Raw genomic sequence first — 18012 nt, 5'->3', positions numbered from 1 at the left:
ATGCAGGTTTACGGAAAACAATGTGTGGCATGAGATGGGGGAATAAAAAAGCCGGACAATAAGATGCCCGGCGAGATTTAAAGTGACAATGTCACGATTTAGTCGCTGCGCTGTGGGGTGGTGCGCACAGGCGCCTCTCCGGCCACGTAGTAGGCCGCAGTGCTGCGCGGCAGCGGCTCGCGTCCGCGGATCTTATCAGCAATCTTCTCACCGATCATGATGGTGGTGGCATTCAGGTTACCGGTGATGATCAGCGGCATGATGGACGCATCCACAACGCGTAATCCCTGCAGGCCATGCACCCGACCTTCGCCATCGACGACCGCCATCGGGTCGTTGCCCATTTTACAGGTGCCGCACGGGTGATAAGCGGTTTCGCCGTGGTTACGCACGAACTCGTCCAGCTCCTCATCCGTCTGACATTCAATGCCCGGGCTGATTTCACGGCCGCGATACTTATCCAGCGCGGGCTGGTTGATGATCTCGCGGGTGATGCGAATCGCATCGCGGAATTCATGCCAGTCCTGCTCATGCGACATGTAGTTAAACAGAATGGCAGGATGGCGGCGCGGGTCGCGTGATTTCAGGCGCACATGACCGCGGCTGGGTGAACGCATCGAACCGACGTGACACTGGAAGCCGTGGGCATCAACGGCATTAGAACCGTTGTAGTTAATCGCCACCGGCAGGAAGTGATACTGAATGTTCGGCCAGCTGAACTCTTCACGGCTGCGGATAAAGCCACCGGCTTCAAACTGGTTACTGGCGCCGACACCGGTGCCATTGAACATCCACTCGGCGCCGATTTTAGGCTGATTCCACCACTTCAGCGCCGGATAGAGGGAGACCGGTTCTTTACACTCATACTGCAGATACATCTCCAGATGGTCCTGCAGGTTTTCTCCCACGCCTGGCAGGTCGTGAACCAGCGGAATATCAAACTGCTTCAGCAGTTCGGGCGAACCGACGCCAGAGCGTTGCAGGATCTGCGGCGAGGCGATAGCCCCGGCACAGAGCAGCACTTCACGGCGTGCGGTCACTTTGTTCAGGGTGTTGCTGTCGCCCTGCAGAAACTCCACGCCCACCGCACGCTTACCGTCAAACAGGATACGGTCGGTGGTGGCATGCGTAATGATCTTCAGGTTGGCGCGGCCTTTAGCCTGATCGAGATAGCCGCGCGCGGTGCTGGAGCGGCGTCCCTGCGGCGTCACGGTGCGGTCCATCGGGCCAAATCCTTCCTGCTGATAGCCATTGAGGTCATCCGTGCGCGGATAGCCCGCCTGCACGCCCGCCTCAATCATCGCTTCAAACAGCACGTTGTTGCCCGCTTTTGGCGTTGCGACGCAGACCGGGCCGTCACCGCCGTGGAAATCGTTCGGGCCGATATCGCGGGTCTCCGCCTTGCGGTAGTAGGGCAGGCAGTCCAGATAGCTCCAGTCCTCTAACCCCGGCGCGCTGGCCCAGTTATCGAGATCCATGGCGTTACCACGGATGTAACACATCCCGTTGATCAGCGACGAGCCGCCCAGGCCTTTACCACGGCCACACTCCATGCGGCGATTGTTCATGTAAGGCTCAGGTTCCGTTTCATAGGCCCAGTTGTAGCGTTTGCCCTGTAACGGATAGGCGAGGGCGGCAGGCATCTGGGTGCGGAAATCAAAACGATAATCCGGGCCGCCCGCTTCCAGCAGCAGGACGCTGACGTTGCTCTCTTCGGTCAGACGGGTAGCCAGAACGTTTCCTGCGGATCCAGCGCCGATAATAATGTAATCAAATTCCATTCATCGTTCCTCAGGTTAAAGGGTGATTAAAAGACTGACTGAAAACGCGTCAGCTCAACCTGCACTGACTTCACCTGGGTGTAACTCTGTAAGGTCATCAGGCCATTTTCACGGCCAATACCGGAGTGCTTGTAGCCTCCGACCGGCATCTCTGCGGCCGATTCACCCCAGGTATTGATCCAGCAGATGCCGGCTTCAATCTGGTGGATGACGCGGTGCGCACGGTTGAGATCCTGCGTCACCACTCCGGCAGCCAGGCCATATTCGGTGTCATTGGCGCGGCGGATCACTTCCTCTTCGCTGTCATAGCTCAGGATCGACATCACCGGTCCGAAGATCTCTTCACGCACAATCTTCATCTCATCACGGCAGTCGGTGAAGACGGTGGGAGCTACCCAGGCCCCCTGATCGAAGTCGCCGCCGGTCAGGCGTTTGCCGCCGCACAGCACGCGCGCGCCTTCAGCGATGCCCGATTCGATGTAACGCATTACGTTGTCGCGATGAGTGAAGCTGACCAGCGGACCAAAATTGGTGGCCGGGTCGCGCAGATTGCCAGCCTTGATGCGGGCAACGCGCTCGCTGATTTTTGCCTCAAAAGCTGCCTTCAGCGACGCGGGGACAAAGACGCGGGTGCCGTTGGTGCAGACCTGACCGGAGCTGTAGAAATTCGCCATCATGGCGATGTCGGCGGCCAGATCGAGGTCAGCATCATCAAAGACGATCAGCGGAGATTTACCGCCCAGCTCCATGGTGACCTCTTTCAGGGTTGATCCTGCGGCATTGGCCATCACCTTTTTGCCGCTGACGACGCCACCGGTGAAGGAGACTTTGTCGATACCCGGATGTTCGGTCAGCAGCTGACCGGTGACCGCGCCGAGGCCTGGCAGCACGTTGAAGACCCCATCCGGCAGGCCCGCTTCGCTGTAGATTTCCGCCAGTTTCAGGGCGGTGAGCGGGGTCACTTCACTCGGTTTAAAAATCATCGCGTTACCCGCGGCCAGCGCAGGCGCAGATTTCCACAGGGCGATCTGAATCGGATAGTTCCAGGCGCCAATCCCGGCCACCACGCCCAGTGGTTCGCGGCGGGTGTAGACAAAAGAGGTGTCGCGCAGGGGGATCTGCTGGCCTTCGATGGCGGGGATCAGCCCGGCGTAATATTCCAGTACGTCTGCACCGGTGACGATATCGACAGCGGAGGTTTCGCTGTAAGGTTTACCGGTGTCGAGCATCTCCAGCTCGGCCAGCTCATCGTTACGCTGACGCAGAATATCGACGGCGCGGCGCAGAATGCGCGAACGCTCCATCGCGGTCATCGCGGCCCAGACCTTCTGGCCTTTTCTGGCGGCAGCAACGGCGCGATCGACATCTTCCTGGCCGGCGGCATGAACCTCTGCCAGTACGTCGCCGTTGACCGGATTGATCGTCTGGAACGTTTCGCCAGACGCTGCGGCCACATAAGCGCCATCGATGTAGAGTTTCTGCTCGTTGAATCGGGACATGTTTTCTCCTTCCGTTATTCGTGCTCGCCAGCCAGTTGCTGACGGATGAACTGGGTGGTCAGTGTGCGGGCGATGACCGGGTCAAAAGGCTTACCGCTCAGCGCTGCGCGCAGCCACAGACCATCTATCAGGGCGGCCAGGCCATGCGCGGCCAGACGCGCTTTTTCCAGCGGCAGCTGACGCCGTAACTCCACCGCCAGGGTGGAGTAGAGCCGCCGGCTGCTGACCCGCTCCAGGCGGTTGAGCTGGGGCTGATGCATGCTGCTTGACCAGAAGTCGAGCCAGGCTTTCATCGCGGCGCTGTGCACCTGGGTTTCATCAAAATTCCCGTCAACGATGGCACACAGACGCTGTTCAGCCGGGGCATCGGCCAGCGGCCGTAACCGCGTCAGAACCGCTTCGCGCAGCTGCCGCGTCACATCACGCATCGTGGCTTCCAGCAGGCCGTTCTTATCTTTGAAGTAGTGACTGATGATGCCGGTAGAAACCCCCGCCCGCCGGGCGATCTGGGCGATGGTGGCATCATTGATTCCAACTTCGTTAATCGTACTCAGGGTCGCATCAATCAGTTGCCGACGTCGTATCGGCTGCATCCCTACTTTTGGCATAGCTCCGCTCCGGCTCCGCCCTCAAATTGAACCCCTATTTAAACTTTTTTTGATTGCACGTTCAATATAAAAAGAAACTTTGTTAGTGTAGTGTTCTTTAAATGTAGCGTAAGCGAAACGGCAATGAGTGCTAAGCTCACTGTCAGCCGTTACGCTTAAACAGGAAGTAACAGAACGATAGGAGGCCGCACGGCCTGAACACCCCGTGAGCGGCAAATGTTATCCATTGCGTATTTTCAGGATATTAACCAGAGGTAATCGATGAATAATCCACCTGCCGGTGAAAAAGACAGACTCAATCCCGTTGTATTTTATACCTCTGCCGGATTGATTCTGACGTTTTCACTTGTGACGATTCTCTACAGTGAACTGGCCGCGAGCTGGATCCTCAAGGCGGTTAACTGGGTCTCCGCCACCTTCGGCTGGTACTACATGCTGGCTGCCACGCTCTACATTGTCTTTGTGCTCTACATGGCCTGCTCGCGCTTTGGCTCGATCAAGCTGGGGCCGGAGCACGCCAAACCAGAATTCAGCATCCTCAGCTGGTCCGCCATGCTGTTTGCCGCCGGGATCGGGATCGACCTGATGTTCTTCTCGGTGGCTGAACCGGTGACGCAATATATGCAGCCGCCGGAAGGGGCGGGGCAGACGCTGGAGGCGGCCCGTCAGGCGATGGTCTGGACGCTGTTTCACTATGGCCTGACCGGCTGGTCAATGTATGCGCTGATGGGCATTGCGCTGGGCTACTTCAGCTATCGCTATAACCTGCCGCTGACCATCCGTTCCGCGCTCTATCCCATCTTCGGCAAACGCATCAATGGCCCGATTGGTCACACCGTCGATATCGCCGCAGTGGTGGGTACGATCTTCGGTATTGCGACCACGCTCGGCATCGGGGTGGTGCAGCTTAACTATGGCCTGAAGGTGCTGTTTGATATCCCGGAAGGACTGACCGCGCAGACCGCGCTGATCATCCTCTCGGTGGTGATCGCCACCATTTCGGTGACCTCCGGCGTGGATAAAGGTATCCGTATCCTCTCCGAGCTCAACGTGGTGATGGCGCTGGGGCTGATCCTCTTTGTGCTCTTCTTCGGCAACACCGAATTTCTGCTGAATGCGCTGGTGCTGAACGTGGGGGACTACATCAACCGCTTTATGGGCATGACGCTCAACACCTTTGCCTTTGATCGTCCGACACAATGGATGAACAGCTGGACGCTCTTCTTCTGGGCGTGGTGGGTGGCCTGGTCGCCTTTTGTCGGCCTCTTCCTGGCGCGTATTTCACGCGGTCGTACCATCCGCGAGTTCGTGCTCGGCACCCTGATCATTCCCTTCACCTTTACGCTGCTGTGGCTGTCGGTGTTTGGTAACGCCGCGCTCTATCAGATTATTCATGGCAATGCGGGCTTCGCTCAGGAGGTGATGAATCATGCAGAGCGTGGCTTCTACAGCCTGCTGGCGCAATATCCGGCCTTTAAACTCAGCGCCTCTGTCGCGACGATCACCGGTATGCTCTTCTACGTCACCTCTGCGGACTCCGGATCGCTGGTGCTGGGGAACTTCACCTCCCGTCTCAAAGACATCAACAGCGATGCGCCCAACTGGCTGCGTATCTTTTGGTCGGTGGCGATCGGGGTTCTGACCCTGAGTATGCTGATGGCGAATGGCATCTCGGCCCTGCAGAACACCACCGTGATCATGGGTCTGCCGTTCAGCTTTGTGATCTTCTTTGTGATGGCGGGGCTCTATAAATCGCTGAAGATTGAAGATCACCGTCGCGCCAGCGCCACGCGTGACACCGCGCCCTATCTGGCCCACGCTACGGATCGCCGCACCTGGAAAAAGCGCTTGTCGCGGCTGATGAACTATCCGGGGTCGCGCTATACCCAGCAGATGATGGAAAAAACCATCTTTCCGGCGATGGAAGAGGTTGCGAAAGAGCTGGAGCTGCGGGGTGGCCGGGTGTCGCTGGAGAGCGTCGCGCCGGATGCGGCCAACCCGATCGGCTATCTGGATCTGCGCGTGCATCTGGGCGAGGAGCAGGACTTCATCTATCAGGTCTGGCCGCAGCAGTACTCGATTCCGGGCTTTACCTATCGCGCCCGCAGCGGTAAATCGACTTACTACCGGCTGGAAACCTTCCTGATGGAGGGCAGCCAGGGTAACGACCTGATGGACTACAGCAAAGAGCAGGTGATCATCGACATTCTGGATCAGTACGAGCGGCACCTGAACTTCATCCATCTCAACCGTGAGGCACCGGGCAGCAATATCAGTTTCCCGAGCGCCTGATGCCAGGCCCGTCCGCACACTGCGGGCGGGCTTTTTTTTTGCCGCCAGCGGCAGGCAATGCCGCGCCGGACGCGGATATCAACTATCTTTAGGGCTTAACTGGCCTGATGCCTGAAGGTGTAGACAGAGAGTCATATGGGAAAAATATTCAGTACGTTTCTGCCGCTCTACACCACCACGCTGCTGATGCTGCTGGGCTCCGGTCTGCTCACCACCTATGTTTCACTCCGGCTGGCGAGCGAGCAGGTGAACGGGGCGCTTATCGGTGCCATCATCGCGGCAAACTATATTGGTCTGGTGATTGGAGGCAAAGTCGGGCACAACCTGATCGCCCGCGTCGGCCATATCCGCGCCTATGTCGCCTGTGCCGGGATCATTACCGCCTCGGTGATTGGCCACGGGCTGACCGACTTTATTCCGCTGTGGGTGTTTCTGCGTCTGATCATCGGGCTCTGCATGATGTGCCAGTACATGGTGCTGGAGAGCTGGCTCAACGACCAGGCGGAATCCTCTCAGCGCGGCATGATCTTCGGCTTGTATATGGTCGCGACCTATCTGGGGCTGAGCGGCGGTCAGGTGGTGCTGAGCCTGCAGAGTGGCTTTGGCGTGAGTACGCTGCTGATCGTGGCACTCTGCTTCGCGCTCTGTCTGGTGCCGATTGCGCTGACCACCCGTACCCATGTCAGGCCTATGACCCCCGCGCCGATGGAGCTGGGCTACTTTATCCGCACCATTCCCAAACTGCTCGGCACCACGCTGGTAACCGGCATGGTGATCGGGGCGTTTTACGGGCTGGCGCCGGTTTACGGCAGCAGCAAAGGCTTCACCACCAGTCAGACCGGCTACTTTATGAGCCTGACGATTTTTGCCGGTCTGGTTTCACAGTTCCCGCTGAGCTGGCTTTCCGACCGCTACGACCGTCAGCGGCTGTTATTTATCATCGCGCTGCTGTTTGCCGTCTCCTGCGTGCCGCTGATTATGCTGCCGCATCTTACCTTTCACTGGATGATAGGCATCGCCTTTGTGGCCAGTATGATGCAGTTCGCGCTCTATCCGCTGCAGGTTGCGCTGGCGAACGATCAGGTTGCCCCCGAGCGACGGGTGTCGTTAACCGCCTGTCTGCTGATGGCGTTTGGGATTGGTGCCAGTATCGGGCCGCTGGTGGTAGGGGCGCTGATGCAGCCGCTGGGCAGCAATATGCTCTATCTCTTCTTTGCCGTCTGCGCGCTGGTAACGGGCGGGCTGAGCTATGTGCGAACGCCACGTCCGCTGCCGACAACCGAAGTGCCGCTGCCGCATGTGGTAATGCCTGATAGCCTGGCAACCTCACCGCTGGGTGCGGCCCTGAACCCGACGCTGGAAGAGGAGGTGATCCAGGCGTCAATGGGCGGTCAGGAGCCGGAAGAGGAGAGCGATGAATCTGAAGAGCAGCCAGAAGCCGGGAAAGAGCCGGACCATCGCGCCACGGATAAGACGCAGCCCTAGCGCCGGGCCACGGTCTGCACCCTTGAGGCAGAATGTCCCGATCTGACCCCACTTTGTCTCTCCGCTGACTCGACAGCCGGGCCGCCACGCGCGAAGCTGACGCATCATCCTGACAGGAGTGCCGCCATGCCTGAACTTCGCCCCCGCTGTGAACGCTGTGACTGTGACCTGCCGCCATCTTCCCTGGCGGCACGGATCTGCTCATTTGAATGCACCTTCTGCGCGGAATGTGCCGAACACCTGCAACATCGTTGCCCCAACTGCGGCGGAGAGATGGTGCGCCGCCCGGTGCGTCCGGCGGAGAAGCTGGAGGCGTATCCGGCGAAAACGCGCCCCTGATCTGCCGCGGGGCCTGCCCGCTTTCCCACTGCGCTGCCGTTGCTTGTGTCGGTGCAGAGGCGGATCTGGCTATACTGTGCAGAGGCTTTAGCGACGCAGGCGGAGGATCAATGTCTTACCAGTTTCTGGAGGGGTCAGCGTGGCGGCATATCTGGGTCGTGGGCGATCTGCACGGCTGCCGCGCTGAACTGGATGCGCGGTTACAGCAGCATCAGTTTGATCCGCAGCAGGACCTCTTGATTGCCGTGGGTGACCTCATCGATCGCGGGCCCGACAGCCTGGGGTGCCTGGCGCTGCTGAAGCAGCCCTGGTTTCGCAGCGTGAAGGGCAACCATGAGGAGATGGCCCTTTCAGCGTTACAGGGTCACGAAAAGCAGCGCTGGCAGATGAACGGCGGCGGCTGGTTCTGGCGGCTGCGCGGCAGTGCTATCATTTCGGCGCGTCACGCGCTGCTGCGCTGTCGCGATCTGCCGCTGATCGTGCATTTACAGCTGGGTGCGCGCACCGTGGTGATTGCCCATGCGGATTACCCCGCCGCGGAGTACGCCCTGGATAAACCGCTGGACTGGGAGCAGGTGGTCTGGAGCCGTCAGCGGCTGGAGGGGCTTCAGTCCGGCGCAGAAAGCGGCATCCGCGGGGCAGATGCCTTTTATTTTGGTCATACACCGCTGAAGGAGCCGCTGACGGTGGCCAACCTGCACTATATCGACACCGGTGCGGTGTTTGGCCATCATCTGACGATGGTTCAGCTGCAGTGACTTCAGCGGAACAGACGCCCGTCCCGCACCAGCTCGCGGGGGTAGCTGTTCTTGATACGGCTGCCGACTTTCTTTGCCAGCCCCAGCGGCTGCTGCTGATAAGTGACAATCATCTCATTACCGGCGGGTTCGCTTTCCGGATAGATATCCCGCCCGCGATACCACTCTTCTGCCTCGGCTGCCGTCAGTTCGAAGGCGTGCTTCGCATCCGGTTGCGCCAGCGCGATGACCGCCTCATGCTGCCAGCGATAGCCTTTCGCGAAGGTTTCAGCCAGCTTCAGGCCAATTCTTGAGAAACGCACTCTGCCCAGCAGCGGGGTGACGGCCTCCGGGAACAGCCAGATCTCTTTATCACGCTGCCACAGCACCAGCGAATCGTCCCAGCGGAGTGAGACGGCGGCGGCGGCCTGAATGATGTCGCTCTCCAGCTTGCGGCTGACGTGCGAGAAGGGCAGCTTGCCGACTTTATAGCCCGGTGCAGGCAGCGGGTCGACCGACGCAGTTTTGCGCAACCGGGCCACAAAAAAGCCTTCGCTGTCGAACATCTGCGGGAAAACGTGCAGATAGCCCTCTGGCGTAGCGGCCAGCTCCGCCCCCGCAAACAGTTCGTTGAGCGGCAGGATCTCCACGGCGTCGGGGTAACGCTGCAGCAGCCAGGCGATGACCTGCTGATTCTCAATCTGATTCAGGGTGCAGGTCGAGTAGACCAGCGTGCCGCCCGGTTTAAGGGCATGGAAGGCGCTGTCGAGCAGGTCGCGCTGGGTGGCGGCAATCTCTTCTGTACTGGCCAGCGACCAGTTTCTCAGGGCATCGGGATCTTTCCGCATCACCCCTTCGCCTGAGCAGGGGGCGTCAAGCAGGATGGCGTCAAACTGTTCCGGCAGCGCAGGACCGAAAACCCGGGCGTCGAAATGTGTCAGCGCACTGTTGGTGACGCCGCAGCGGGTAATATTGGCGTGCAGGACTTTCACCCGGCTGGAGGAGAACTCATTGGCCAGAATGATACCCTGATTGCCCATCCTGGCCGCAATCTGGGTGGTTTTTGAACCCGGTGCCGCCGCCATATCCATCACGGCGCTGACCGCGGTCTGAGCGTCGAACAGGGCGGTGACCGGCAGCATGGAGCTGGCTTCCTGAATATAGAACAGGCCGCTGAGGTGTTCCGCGACGCTGCCCAGTGGCAGGCTCTCATCTTCCCGGCTGATCCAGAATCCCTCTTCGCACCACGGCACCGGCGTAAGCTGCCACTCATAGTCAGCGGTGAGACGCAGGAAGTCAGCCACGCTGATCTTCAGGGTATTCACCCGCAGCGTGCGGCGCAGCGGCTGCTGACTGATGGCGAGGAACTGCGCGAAGCTGGCCTCATCGGGCAGGCTCTGGCGCATTAAAGAGAGAAAATCGGCGGGGAAAAGCGAAGCAGCATCTGACACGGGCACATTCCAGTTAAGGCAAAGGCGGCAGTGTACCATGCAGAAAGGAAACGGGCAGCCAGGTTGCCCGTCTCAGGAGGAATAAGTCTGGCGCGGTTTTGCGCAGATGAGATTGCTCAGGCATACAGCCCGCGGAAAGATGAAGCGATGGGAGCATACGCCCGGAGTAAAGCATAGCGGGCCAGGGATGGTCCGCGCTGAGCCCGCCAGGGATGGCGGTTTTTGCGTCTTTGCGGAGGGCGTTTGCTCCCTGAGCCTGCGGTACAAAGCAGCTATGCGGGCAGCATCAGACTGCCCGCCTGACCTGACTTAGCGCGGAGACGGAATTGCCGTTCCCCAGTTGCGCCAATCCTTCGGCGCTTCATCCTGCAGCAGGAAGTGTTTATCGGGCGTCGCCTGCGGAGCCAGCGGCACCGTTGGCGGGGTGGCAAACTGGATGCCGCCGCGAATAAACTGCTGGAAGGTGCCGGTTTTCACCACGCCGCCAATCAGACCGAAGTCGAGGTTGTAGCCGGACGCCAGCCAGAACACCGAGTTATTCCGCACCAGATGCTGATACTTCTTGCTGATACGCAGGGCAATCTGCACGCGATCCGCCATATTGCCCAGCGACGTGCCGGTCACGGTGCCCACTTCCACGCCGCGGAACAGCACCGGGGTGCCCAGCGACAGGGAACCGGCTTCGGTGGCATCAACGTAAATATTCAGGCCATTCAGGTAGCGCGAATCGGTAATGGTGCTCTCCTGCAGCTCAAAGGTGCGCACGGCACCGCCTTTGCCCGGGTCCACGTTTACGTAAGGCTGCAACAGCGTTTCCAGATGATTCACCCCCGTTGCGGAAATCTCTGGAGAGACCACCGAGAAACGGCTGCCGAGGCGGGCAAAATCATCCACATATTCGGGATAGAGCACCGCTTTGGCGACGACCTGATTGTTATCTTTACTGAGCGAAAGCGACTCCACCTGGCCGACATTGATGCCCAGGTAACGAATCGGCATCCCGGCTGAAAGCTTGCTGGCGTCATAGGTGTGCAGGGTAATCTGACTGCCCACCGCGCGGGCGGCGGTTTCAGACGGGTAGAGCACACGCTTGACCCCTTTGGCCGACTTCGCACCGGTCATGTTGTCGAAGCTGATTGCACCTTTCAGCGCCCGGTTAAGCGGCGATGCCTGAACTGTCAGGCCGCTGCCGTTAAGACTGACGCGGGCGCCGCCCTCGGCCCAGAAGACGCTTTCGCTGGTCAGCAGCTTGCGATACTCCGGCTGAATGTGCACCGCGATATCAAAGGCGTCAGCGCGCGGCGTGACTTTCACAATCTCACCGACCTGAAACTTGCGGTACAGCACCACCGAACCCGCCTGCACGTCAGGCAGACTGTTGGCGGTCAGCGTCAGGGTGGTGGAGGGGCCATCACCGGTAATGCCTTCTTCCGCTTTTTCCGCATCGGCAAACAGCGGATAGGCGGTTTTCGGCTCGCCTTTCCTGCCCGGCTCCAGCCGGATGCCGCCATCGACCCATTCACGGGCGCTGGCACCTAACACCTGCATTCCGTCGAGACCAAATTTCACATCGAGCCGGCTGTTGACGATAAATTTGCTGTCCCCGTGCACCAGGCTGCGATTCTCAGGATTCACCGCGACCACGAAATTGACGCCATTCTCATCCAGAGAGCGCGACATCACCTGACCAATCTGCATGCCGTGCAGCATCAGCGGCTGCCCCTGATCGATACCGTAGCTCTCCGGCGCACTCAGCCTGACCGTCAGCACGTTGGGTTTCTGCAGCAGCGTCTCATTTGACGCCAGCACGGTGTAGTGCTGCTGCGGCTCACCTTCGCCGGGAACCAGTTCCAGCGTGTTACCGGTCAGCAGCGCACTGAGGCTGGTATCGGTCAGGCTGATTTTCGGGCTGTGCATCTCAATGCGGGTGCCGCTGCGCATCAGACCGACCACCGACGGATCAATCGTCAGCTCGCCGGTCACCTTGCCGCCATCCTGCAGGTTGAGCTTAGTCAGCGTGCCGACCTCCAGTCCCTGATAGATCAGCGGCGTGCTGCCCGCTTTAAGGTTATTGCCGTTGGGCAGATCCAGGGTAATCAGCACGCCGCGCTGACTGTGCGCCAGGTCAGGATAGAGCCGGTAGTTCTGCTCCGCTTTGGCCTCTCCGGCATTTTCCGGGGAGTCAAAGGCAATCGCGCCATTCACCAGCGCCGCCAGGCTCTCCAGTTGCACTTTAGCACCGCTCAGGCTGACATCAGCATTGACGCCGGAGACGTTCCAGAAGCGACTGTTGGTTTTCACCAGATGGGTGAAGCGACGGTCAATCAGCACATCAATCGCCACCCCGTCGGATTTGCTGTTGATGTTGTAGTCATAGACCCGGCCAACCGGAATCTTGCGGTAGTAGACCAGCGAACCGGTATTGAGCGAGCCGAGATCGGGGGCATGCAGATGGATCAGCAGTTCGCCGGTGTTCACCCGATATTTCGGCTGGGTATCGAGGGCGGTAAAGGCCTCGCTGGGTTTCCCTTTGCCGGGCATCATCCCGATATAGTTACCGCCGACCAGCGCATCCAGTCCCGACACGCCGGCCAGTGAGGCTTTCGGCGTCACCAGCCAGAACTGGGTGTCTTCGCGCAGCGCGTCGCGCATATCGCTCTTGATGCTGGCTTTGATCTGAATGCGGCGATAGTCGTCGCTGAGATTAATGCCCTGCACGGTGCCCACTTCCACACCCTGATAACGGATCGGGGTACGGCCCGGCACAATTCCATCCGCCGTCTGGAAATTGATGGTGATGGTGGTGCCGCGCTCCTGGTAGTTGGTCCAGAGCAGCCAGCAGGCGATCAGCATCGCAATAATCGGCAGCAGCCAGAAGGGCGAAACTTTACGCTTATTGCGCAGCGTGGCGTTAGTCGGTGTAGTCGGCGTTTCCTGTTGCATGTGCATCCCAGAGCAGGCGGCTGTCCAGCCACTCAACAGACATAATGGTCAGGATAACGGCGGCGCCAAAAAAGAGCGCCGCCGGTCCCATGGTAAAAGCCAGCAGCTGATCGCGATTGACCAGCGACATGGTTAACGAAATGACAAACAGATCCAGCATTGACCAGCGGCCAACCCAGGTGACAAACCGCAGTAACCGGATGCGGGTGCGCAGCCCCTGTTCACAGCGGAAATGGATGCTGAGCAGCAGAGTCAGCATCACCAGCACTTTGGTAAAGGGCACCAGAATACTGGCGATAAACACAATCGCGGCGACCGGCACATTACCTTCACCCAGCGACAGAATGCCCGAGAAGATGGTGTCCTCACGCCGTGAACCGTTGAGGTACACCACGGAAATAGGCAGCAGGTTCGCCGGGATCAGCAGCACAATCGAGGCAATCAGCGCCGCCCAGGATTTTTGCAGGCTGTGGCGGCGACGGAAGTCGAGCGGTGTGTGGCAGCGCGGGCAGCGCCCCCGCTCGTCCGGCAGGCCGGTATGGTGACAGTTCAGGCAGACCTGCATCTCGTCACGCGCCATATTGCCGGGCTGCTGCGGGTAGAAATGCTCCCACAGCTGCTCCATGTTGAGATGGATCAGCGTCAGCACGCTCAGCACCGTCAGGGCGATGTAAGCCGCCAGCCCATACCCAATCTCCAGCGAAGCATAGTCCTGCACCTTAATCGACGCCACGGCAATGCCGATCAGGTAGATATCGAGCATCACCCACTCTTTCAGCTTCTCCAGCATCAGCAGCACGGGCCGCAGGTTCATGCCCAGCCGGTGACCGATACCGAGATAGCAGATGCCGGCCACCAGGGTGATCGGCGCGCCCAGGGTACAGAAGGCCACCATTGACGCCGTCAGGACATCCCCCTGTTGCGTCATCTGAATCACGCCTTCCAGCACGCTGGCATTGATGCGCATCCCCAGCAGACGGATATCCACCAGCGGCAGGGAAAACGCGAACGGCATCAGCACCATCATGGTGGCGGCCATGGCCATCAGACGTGTCATCGACCAGTCGTGACCGCTGACTATCCGGGCGTTGCAGCGCGGACAGTAGGCCGCCTGATGCGATTTCACATCCGGTAAGGAAAAAAGGGTATCGCATTGCGGGCAACGCTGATAACGTGCGTGAGGCAATGTCTGGCTGATAGCGTGAATTTTCATAGGGTGGTGCAATTTTCGCTCGTCAGAAGTAACAGATATCGGTCATTAAGACATTGTCTGTGTGCCTGTCTCGGGCATCACGCTTCGATCCACAGAATGCTAAGGTTATAGTAACTAACGCTATGATTCACCTTGTCGCTCTGGATAATTAAAACTTATTTTTAACGAACGGTCTCAATAAACCCGTTCAGATGTCATTGGTAACGGTTGAATAATGAACAAAACTGCCTTTTACGCCGATCTAAATCGCGATATGCGAGCCCTGCTGGCGGGCGAAACGGCGTTTCTCGCCGCGATGGGAAACTTTAGCGCGCTGCTGTATGAACGTCTCGATGGCGTGAACTGGGCAGGTTTCTACCTGCTGACGGAAGCCGATACGCTGGTGCTGGGCCCGTTCCAGGGCAAAATCGCCTGTGTGCGCATTCCGGTCGGTAAAGGTGTGTGTGGCACGGCGCTGGCAGAAGAGAAAGTGCAACGTGTGGATGATGTGCATGCCTTCCCGGGCCACATCGCCTGCGACGCTGCCAGCAACGCTGAGATTGTGATTCCTCTGAAAGTGAATGGCACTGTGGTTGGGGTGCTGGACATCGACAGCGTGGATTACAATCGTTTTGACAGCGATGACGAATCAGGGCTGGTCACACTGACTGATGGGCTTTGTGAAGTGCTTGCGAACAGCGACTTAGAAAAATATCTGCAGCTGACGCGCAGCTAATCGACTGGATCACATGGCATTTAGCGATGTTGTCATTATAATGTCGCCTGTTCATGCCTGCGCTGGTCGGCAAACCCGTTGTAATCAGGAAATTTCATGGAAAATCAACCTAAGTTGAATAGCAGTAAAGAAGTCATCACTTTTCTGGCGGAGCGCTTTCCGCACTGCTTTAGCGCTGAAGGTGAAGCGCGTCCGCTCAAAATCGGTATCTTTCAGGATCTGGTCGAGCGTGTTCAGGGCGAAATGAGCCTGAGCAAAACACAGCTGCGTTCCGCGCTGCGTCTTTATACGTCGAGCTGGCGTTATCTCTACGGCATCAAAGCCGGTGCTATCCGTGTCGATCTCGACGGTAACGCCTGTGGCGTGCTGGATGAGCAGCACGTCGAGCATGCGCGTAAGCAGCTTGAAGAAGCGAAAGCGCGTGTGCAGGCACAGCGCGATCAGCAGCGTGCCGCCCGTCGTGAAGCGGGTGAAAGCGAAGAGGGCGCGGCACCGCGTCGCGCGCGCAAGCCTGCTGCACGTAAGCCTGCCGAGGGCGACGCCGCACGCAAACCGCGTCCGCAGACTGCTGCACCGCGTGCGACCGCCTCACAGCATCGCAAACCAGCCCCACGTCCGGAGCAGGAAGCCCGACCCATCACTGATACCTCAACTTTGCAACCCGGCCAGAGTATTAAAGTTAAAGCAGGCAAAAGTGCGATGGACGCTACCGTTCTTGAAGTATCAAAAGACGGCGTTCGGGTCCAGCTCGCTTCCGGCATGGCAATGATTGTGCGCGCAGAACACTTGCAGTTCTGAAACGGAGGCTAACCCCGGCATGAACACCCTTTTCAAAGTTGGACTTATTGCGGGCCTGCTGTTAGCAGGCCCAACGTTCGGCGCGGAGAATATCACCCGCGCCGATCAGATCCCCCAGCTTCACGAAGACCCTCAGGACCCGACGGTAAGTGAGCGTGTCACCTCACGCTTCACCCGTTCCCACTACCGCCAGTTCGACCTGGATCAGAACTTTTCAGCGAAGATTTTCGATCGCTATCTGAACATGCTCGACTACAGCCACAACGTGCTGCTGGCGTCGGATGTGGCGCAGTTTGCCAGCAAAAAAACCACCGTCGGCGATGAGCTGCGCAGTGGCAAGCTGGATCTCTTTTACGATCTCTATAATCTGGCGCAGAAACGCCGTTTTGAGCGCTATCAGTATGCGCTGACGGTGCTGGCGCGTCCGATGAACTTCAGCGGCAATGACACTATCGACATTGACCGCGGCAAGGCTCCCTGGCCGAAAGATGAAGCCGAGCTGAATGCTCTGTGGGATGCCAAGGTCAAATATGATCAGCTGAGCCTGAAGCTGGCGGGTAAAACCGACCAGGAGATTCGCGACGTTCTGACCAAGCGTTATAACTTCGCGATTCGCCGTCTCGCCCAGAGCAACGGTGAGGATGTTTTCCAGCTGGTGATGAACGCCTTTGCCCGCGAAATCGATCCGCACACCAGCTACCTGTCGCCACGTAACACCGAGCAGTTCAACACCGAGATGAGCCTGTCTCTGGAAGGGATCGGTGCCGTGCTGCAGATGGATGACGACTATACCGTCATCAACTCGATGGTTGCGGGTGGACCGGCAGCGAAAAGTAAATCCATCACGGTGGGCGATCGCATCGTCGGCGTCGGTCAGCCCGGCAAGCCGATGGAAGATGTGATTGGCTGGCGTCTGGATGACGTGGTGGCGAAAATCAAAGGACCGAAAGGCAGCAAAGTGCGCCTTGAGATCCTGCCAGCCGGTAAGGGCACCAAAACCCGCACCGTGACGCTGACGCGTGAGAAAATCCGTCTGGAAGATCGCGCCGTCAAAATGAGCATCAAGAATGTCGGTAAACAGAAAGTGGGCGTGCTCGACATTCCTGGTTTCTATGTCGGTCTCACCGATGACGTGAAGGTTCAGCTGCAGAAGCTGCAGAAGCAGAACGTTGACAGCGTCGTGATCGATCTGCGGACCAACGGCGGCGGTGCGCTGACCGAAGCGGTTTCGCTCTCCGGTCTGTTTATTCCGAGTGGTCCGGTTGTTCAGGTGCGCGACAACAATGGTCGGGTGCGTGAAGACAGCGACAACGACGGCGTGGTCTACTACAAAGGGCCGCTGGTGGTGCTGGTTGACCGCTTCAGTGCCTCCGCCTCTGAGATCTTCGCTGCGGCGATGCAGGATTACGGACGTGCAGTGATCGTCGGCGAGCCGACCTTCGGGAAGGGCACCGTGCAGCAGTATCGCTCTCTGAACCGCATCTACGATCAGATGCTGCGTCCGGAGTGGCCGGCGTTAGGCTCCGTCTCCTATACCATTCAGAAGTTCTACCGGATTAACGGTGGCAGTACTCAGCGTAAAGGCGTCACGCCCGATCTGCTGATGCCAACCGGGGTGGAAGCGGCTGAAACCGGTGAGAAGTTCGAAGATAACGCACTGCCGTGGGACAGCATCAAAGCGGCGACCTACGTCAAAACCGGCGACGTCAAACCGCTGGTGGCGCAGCTGACGAAGCACCACGCTGAACGTATTGCCCAGGATCGTGAGTTCCAGTACATCATGAAGGACATTGCGCGTTTCAATGCCCTGAAAGATAAACGCAACATTGTGTCGCTCAACCTTGCTCAGCGCGAGAAAGAGAATCACGAAGATGATGCGTTACGTCTGGAGCGTATCAACGCGCGTTATCAGGCTGAAGGCAAAAAACCGCTGAAAAACCTGGACGAGCTGCCGAAAGATTATAAAGAGCCCGATCCTTACCTCGATGAGACGGTGAAGATTGCGAACGATCTGGCGCAACTGGAGAAATCCCAGCCGGAAGCGCCCGCGGCGAAATAACCCGCGGCTATGAGAAAAAGCACCGCCTGGCGGTGCTTTTTTTTTGCCTGCGGGAGGGCCATTCCGCCGTAATCATTAGCCGCTGTAATCGT

The 18012-nt window shown here is 58.6% G+C and carries 13 protein-coding genes; 7 read left to right on the top strand and 6 right to left on the bottom strand.

Going from position 1 to position 18012, the window contains the following annotated elements:
• Positions 1 to 98: 98 nt before the first annotated feature.
• The 3 genes from betA to betI are packed head-to-tail and all read right to left on the bottom strand — an operon-like array spanning position 99 to position 3888.
• A complete protein-coding gene (gene betA / locus AC1V0D_RS06915) occupies positions 99 to 1781 on the bottom strand; it encodes a choline dehydrogenase (protein WP_482907151.1) in 1683 nt (560 codons plus the stop codon).
• 26 nt (positions 1782 to 1807) lie between these two features.
• Complete coding sequence (betB, locus tag AC1V0D_RS06910) at positions 1808 to 3280, bottom strand: betaine-aldehyde dehydrogenase (RefSeq protein WP_482907150.1); 1473 nt, start codon at positions 3278 to 3280, stop codon at positions 1808 to 1810.
• A 14-nt stretch (positions 3281 to 3294) separates the two neighbouring features.
• Complete coding sequence (gene betI / locus AC1V0D_RS06905) at positions 3295 to 3888, bottom strand: transcriptional regulator BetI (protein ID WP_482907149.1); 594 nt, start codon at positions 3886 to 3888, stop codon at positions 3295 to 3297.
• Between the two features lie 261 nt (positions 3889 to 4149).
• Here betI and AC1V0D_RS06900 point away from each other — a divergent pair, with 261 nt between their 5' ends.
• The 4 genes from AC1V0D_RS06900 to AC1V0D_RS06885 all read left to right on the top strand — a co-directional run bounded on the left by AC1V0D_RS06900 (position 4150) and on the right by AC1V0D_RS06885 (position 8762).
• Positions 4150 to 6180 (top strand): choline transporter, encoded by a 2031-nt coding sequence (locus AC1V0D_RS06900; protein ID WP_482907148.1) that lies wholly within the window; start codon positions 4150 to 4152, stop codon positions 6178 to 6180.
• 135 nt (positions 6181 to 6315) lie between these two features.
• Positions 6316 to 7665 carry an MFS transporter gene (locus AC1V0D_RS06895; RefSeq protein WP_111207557.1) on the top strand — a complete coding sequence of 450 codons (1350 nt, stop codon included), beginning with the start codon at positions 6316 to 6318 and terminating at the stop codon, positions 7663 to 7665.
• A 126-nt stretch (positions 7666 to 7791) separates the two neighbouring features.
• On the top strand, positions 7792 to 8004 hold the full coding sequence (locus AC1V0D_RS06890; protein ID WP_111207558.1) for a DUF1272 domain-containing protein: 213 nt from the start codon (positions 7792 to 7794) through the stop codon (positions 8002 to 8004).
• Between the two features lie 110 nt (positions 8005 to 8114).
• Positions 8115 to 8762 (top strand): metallophosphoesterase, encoded by a 648-nt coding sequence (locus AC1V0D_RS06885; RefSeq protein WP_111207559.1) that lies wholly within the window; start codon positions 8115 to 8117, stop codon positions 8760 to 8762.
• Positions 8763 to 8764: 2 nt separating this feature from the next.
• Here AC1V0D_RS06885 and rsmF read toward each other — a convergent pair whose 3' ends face one another.
• From rsmF to yebS, 3 genes are all read right to left on the bottom strand, one after another.
• Positions 8765 to 10198, bottom strand: a complete 1434-nt coding sequence (rsmF, locus tag AC1V0D_RS06880; RefSeq protein WP_482907147.1) for a 16S rRNA (cytosine(1407)-C(5))-methyltransferase RsmF — start codon at positions 10196 to 10198, stop codon at positions 8765 to 8767.
• 303 nt (positions 10199 to 10501) lie between these two features.
• Positions 10502 to 13135 (bottom strand): PqiB family protein, encoded by a 2634-nt coding sequence (locus AC1V0D_RS06875; protein ID WP_009089795.1) that lies wholly within the window; start codon positions 13133 to 13135, stop codon positions 10502 to 10504.
• Positions 13104 to 14348 carry a membrane integrity lipid transport subunit YebS gene (yebS, locus tag AC1V0D_RS06870; RefSeq protein ID WP_009089797.1) on the bottom strand — a complete coding sequence of 415 codons (1245 nt, stop codon included), beginning with the start codon at positions 14346 to 14348 and terminating at the stop codon, positions 13104 to 13106. The genes AC1V0D_RS06875 and yebS overlap by 32 nt, the downstream gene beginning before the upstream one ends.
• Positions 14349 to 14562: 214 nt before the next feature.
• Here yebS and AC1V0D_RS06865 point away from each other — a divergent pair, with 214 nt between their 5' ends.
• From AC1V0D_RS06865 to prc, 3 genes are all read left to right on the top strand, one after another.
• Complete coding sequence (locus AC1V0D_RS06865; protein WP_009089799.1) at positions 14563 to 15063, top strand: GAF domain-containing protein; 501 nt, start codon at positions 14563 to 14565, stop codon at positions 15061 to 15063.
• A 96-nt stretch (positions 15064 to 15159) separates the two neighbouring features.
• Positions 15160 to 15861: an RNA chaperone ProQ gene (gene proQ / locus AC1V0D_RS06860; protein WP_009089801.1), complete on the top strand. Its 702-nt coding sequence runs from the start codon at positions 15160 to 15162 to the stop codon at positions 15859 to 15861.
• A gap of 19 nt (positions 15862 to 15880) precedes the next feature.
• A complete protein-coding gene (gene prc, locus AC1V0D_RS06855; protein ID WP_482907146.1) occupies positions 15881 to 17920 on the top strand; it encodes a carboxy terminal-processing peptidase in 2040 nt (679 codons plus the stop codon).
• Positions 17921 to 18012: the final 92 nt, after the last annotated feature.

The sequence above is a fragment of the Pantoea sp. PA1 genome (assembly GCF_056856975.1).
Note: the sequence above shows the minus strand (reverse complement) of the source record. Positions and strands in the feature narration are given on the sequence as shown.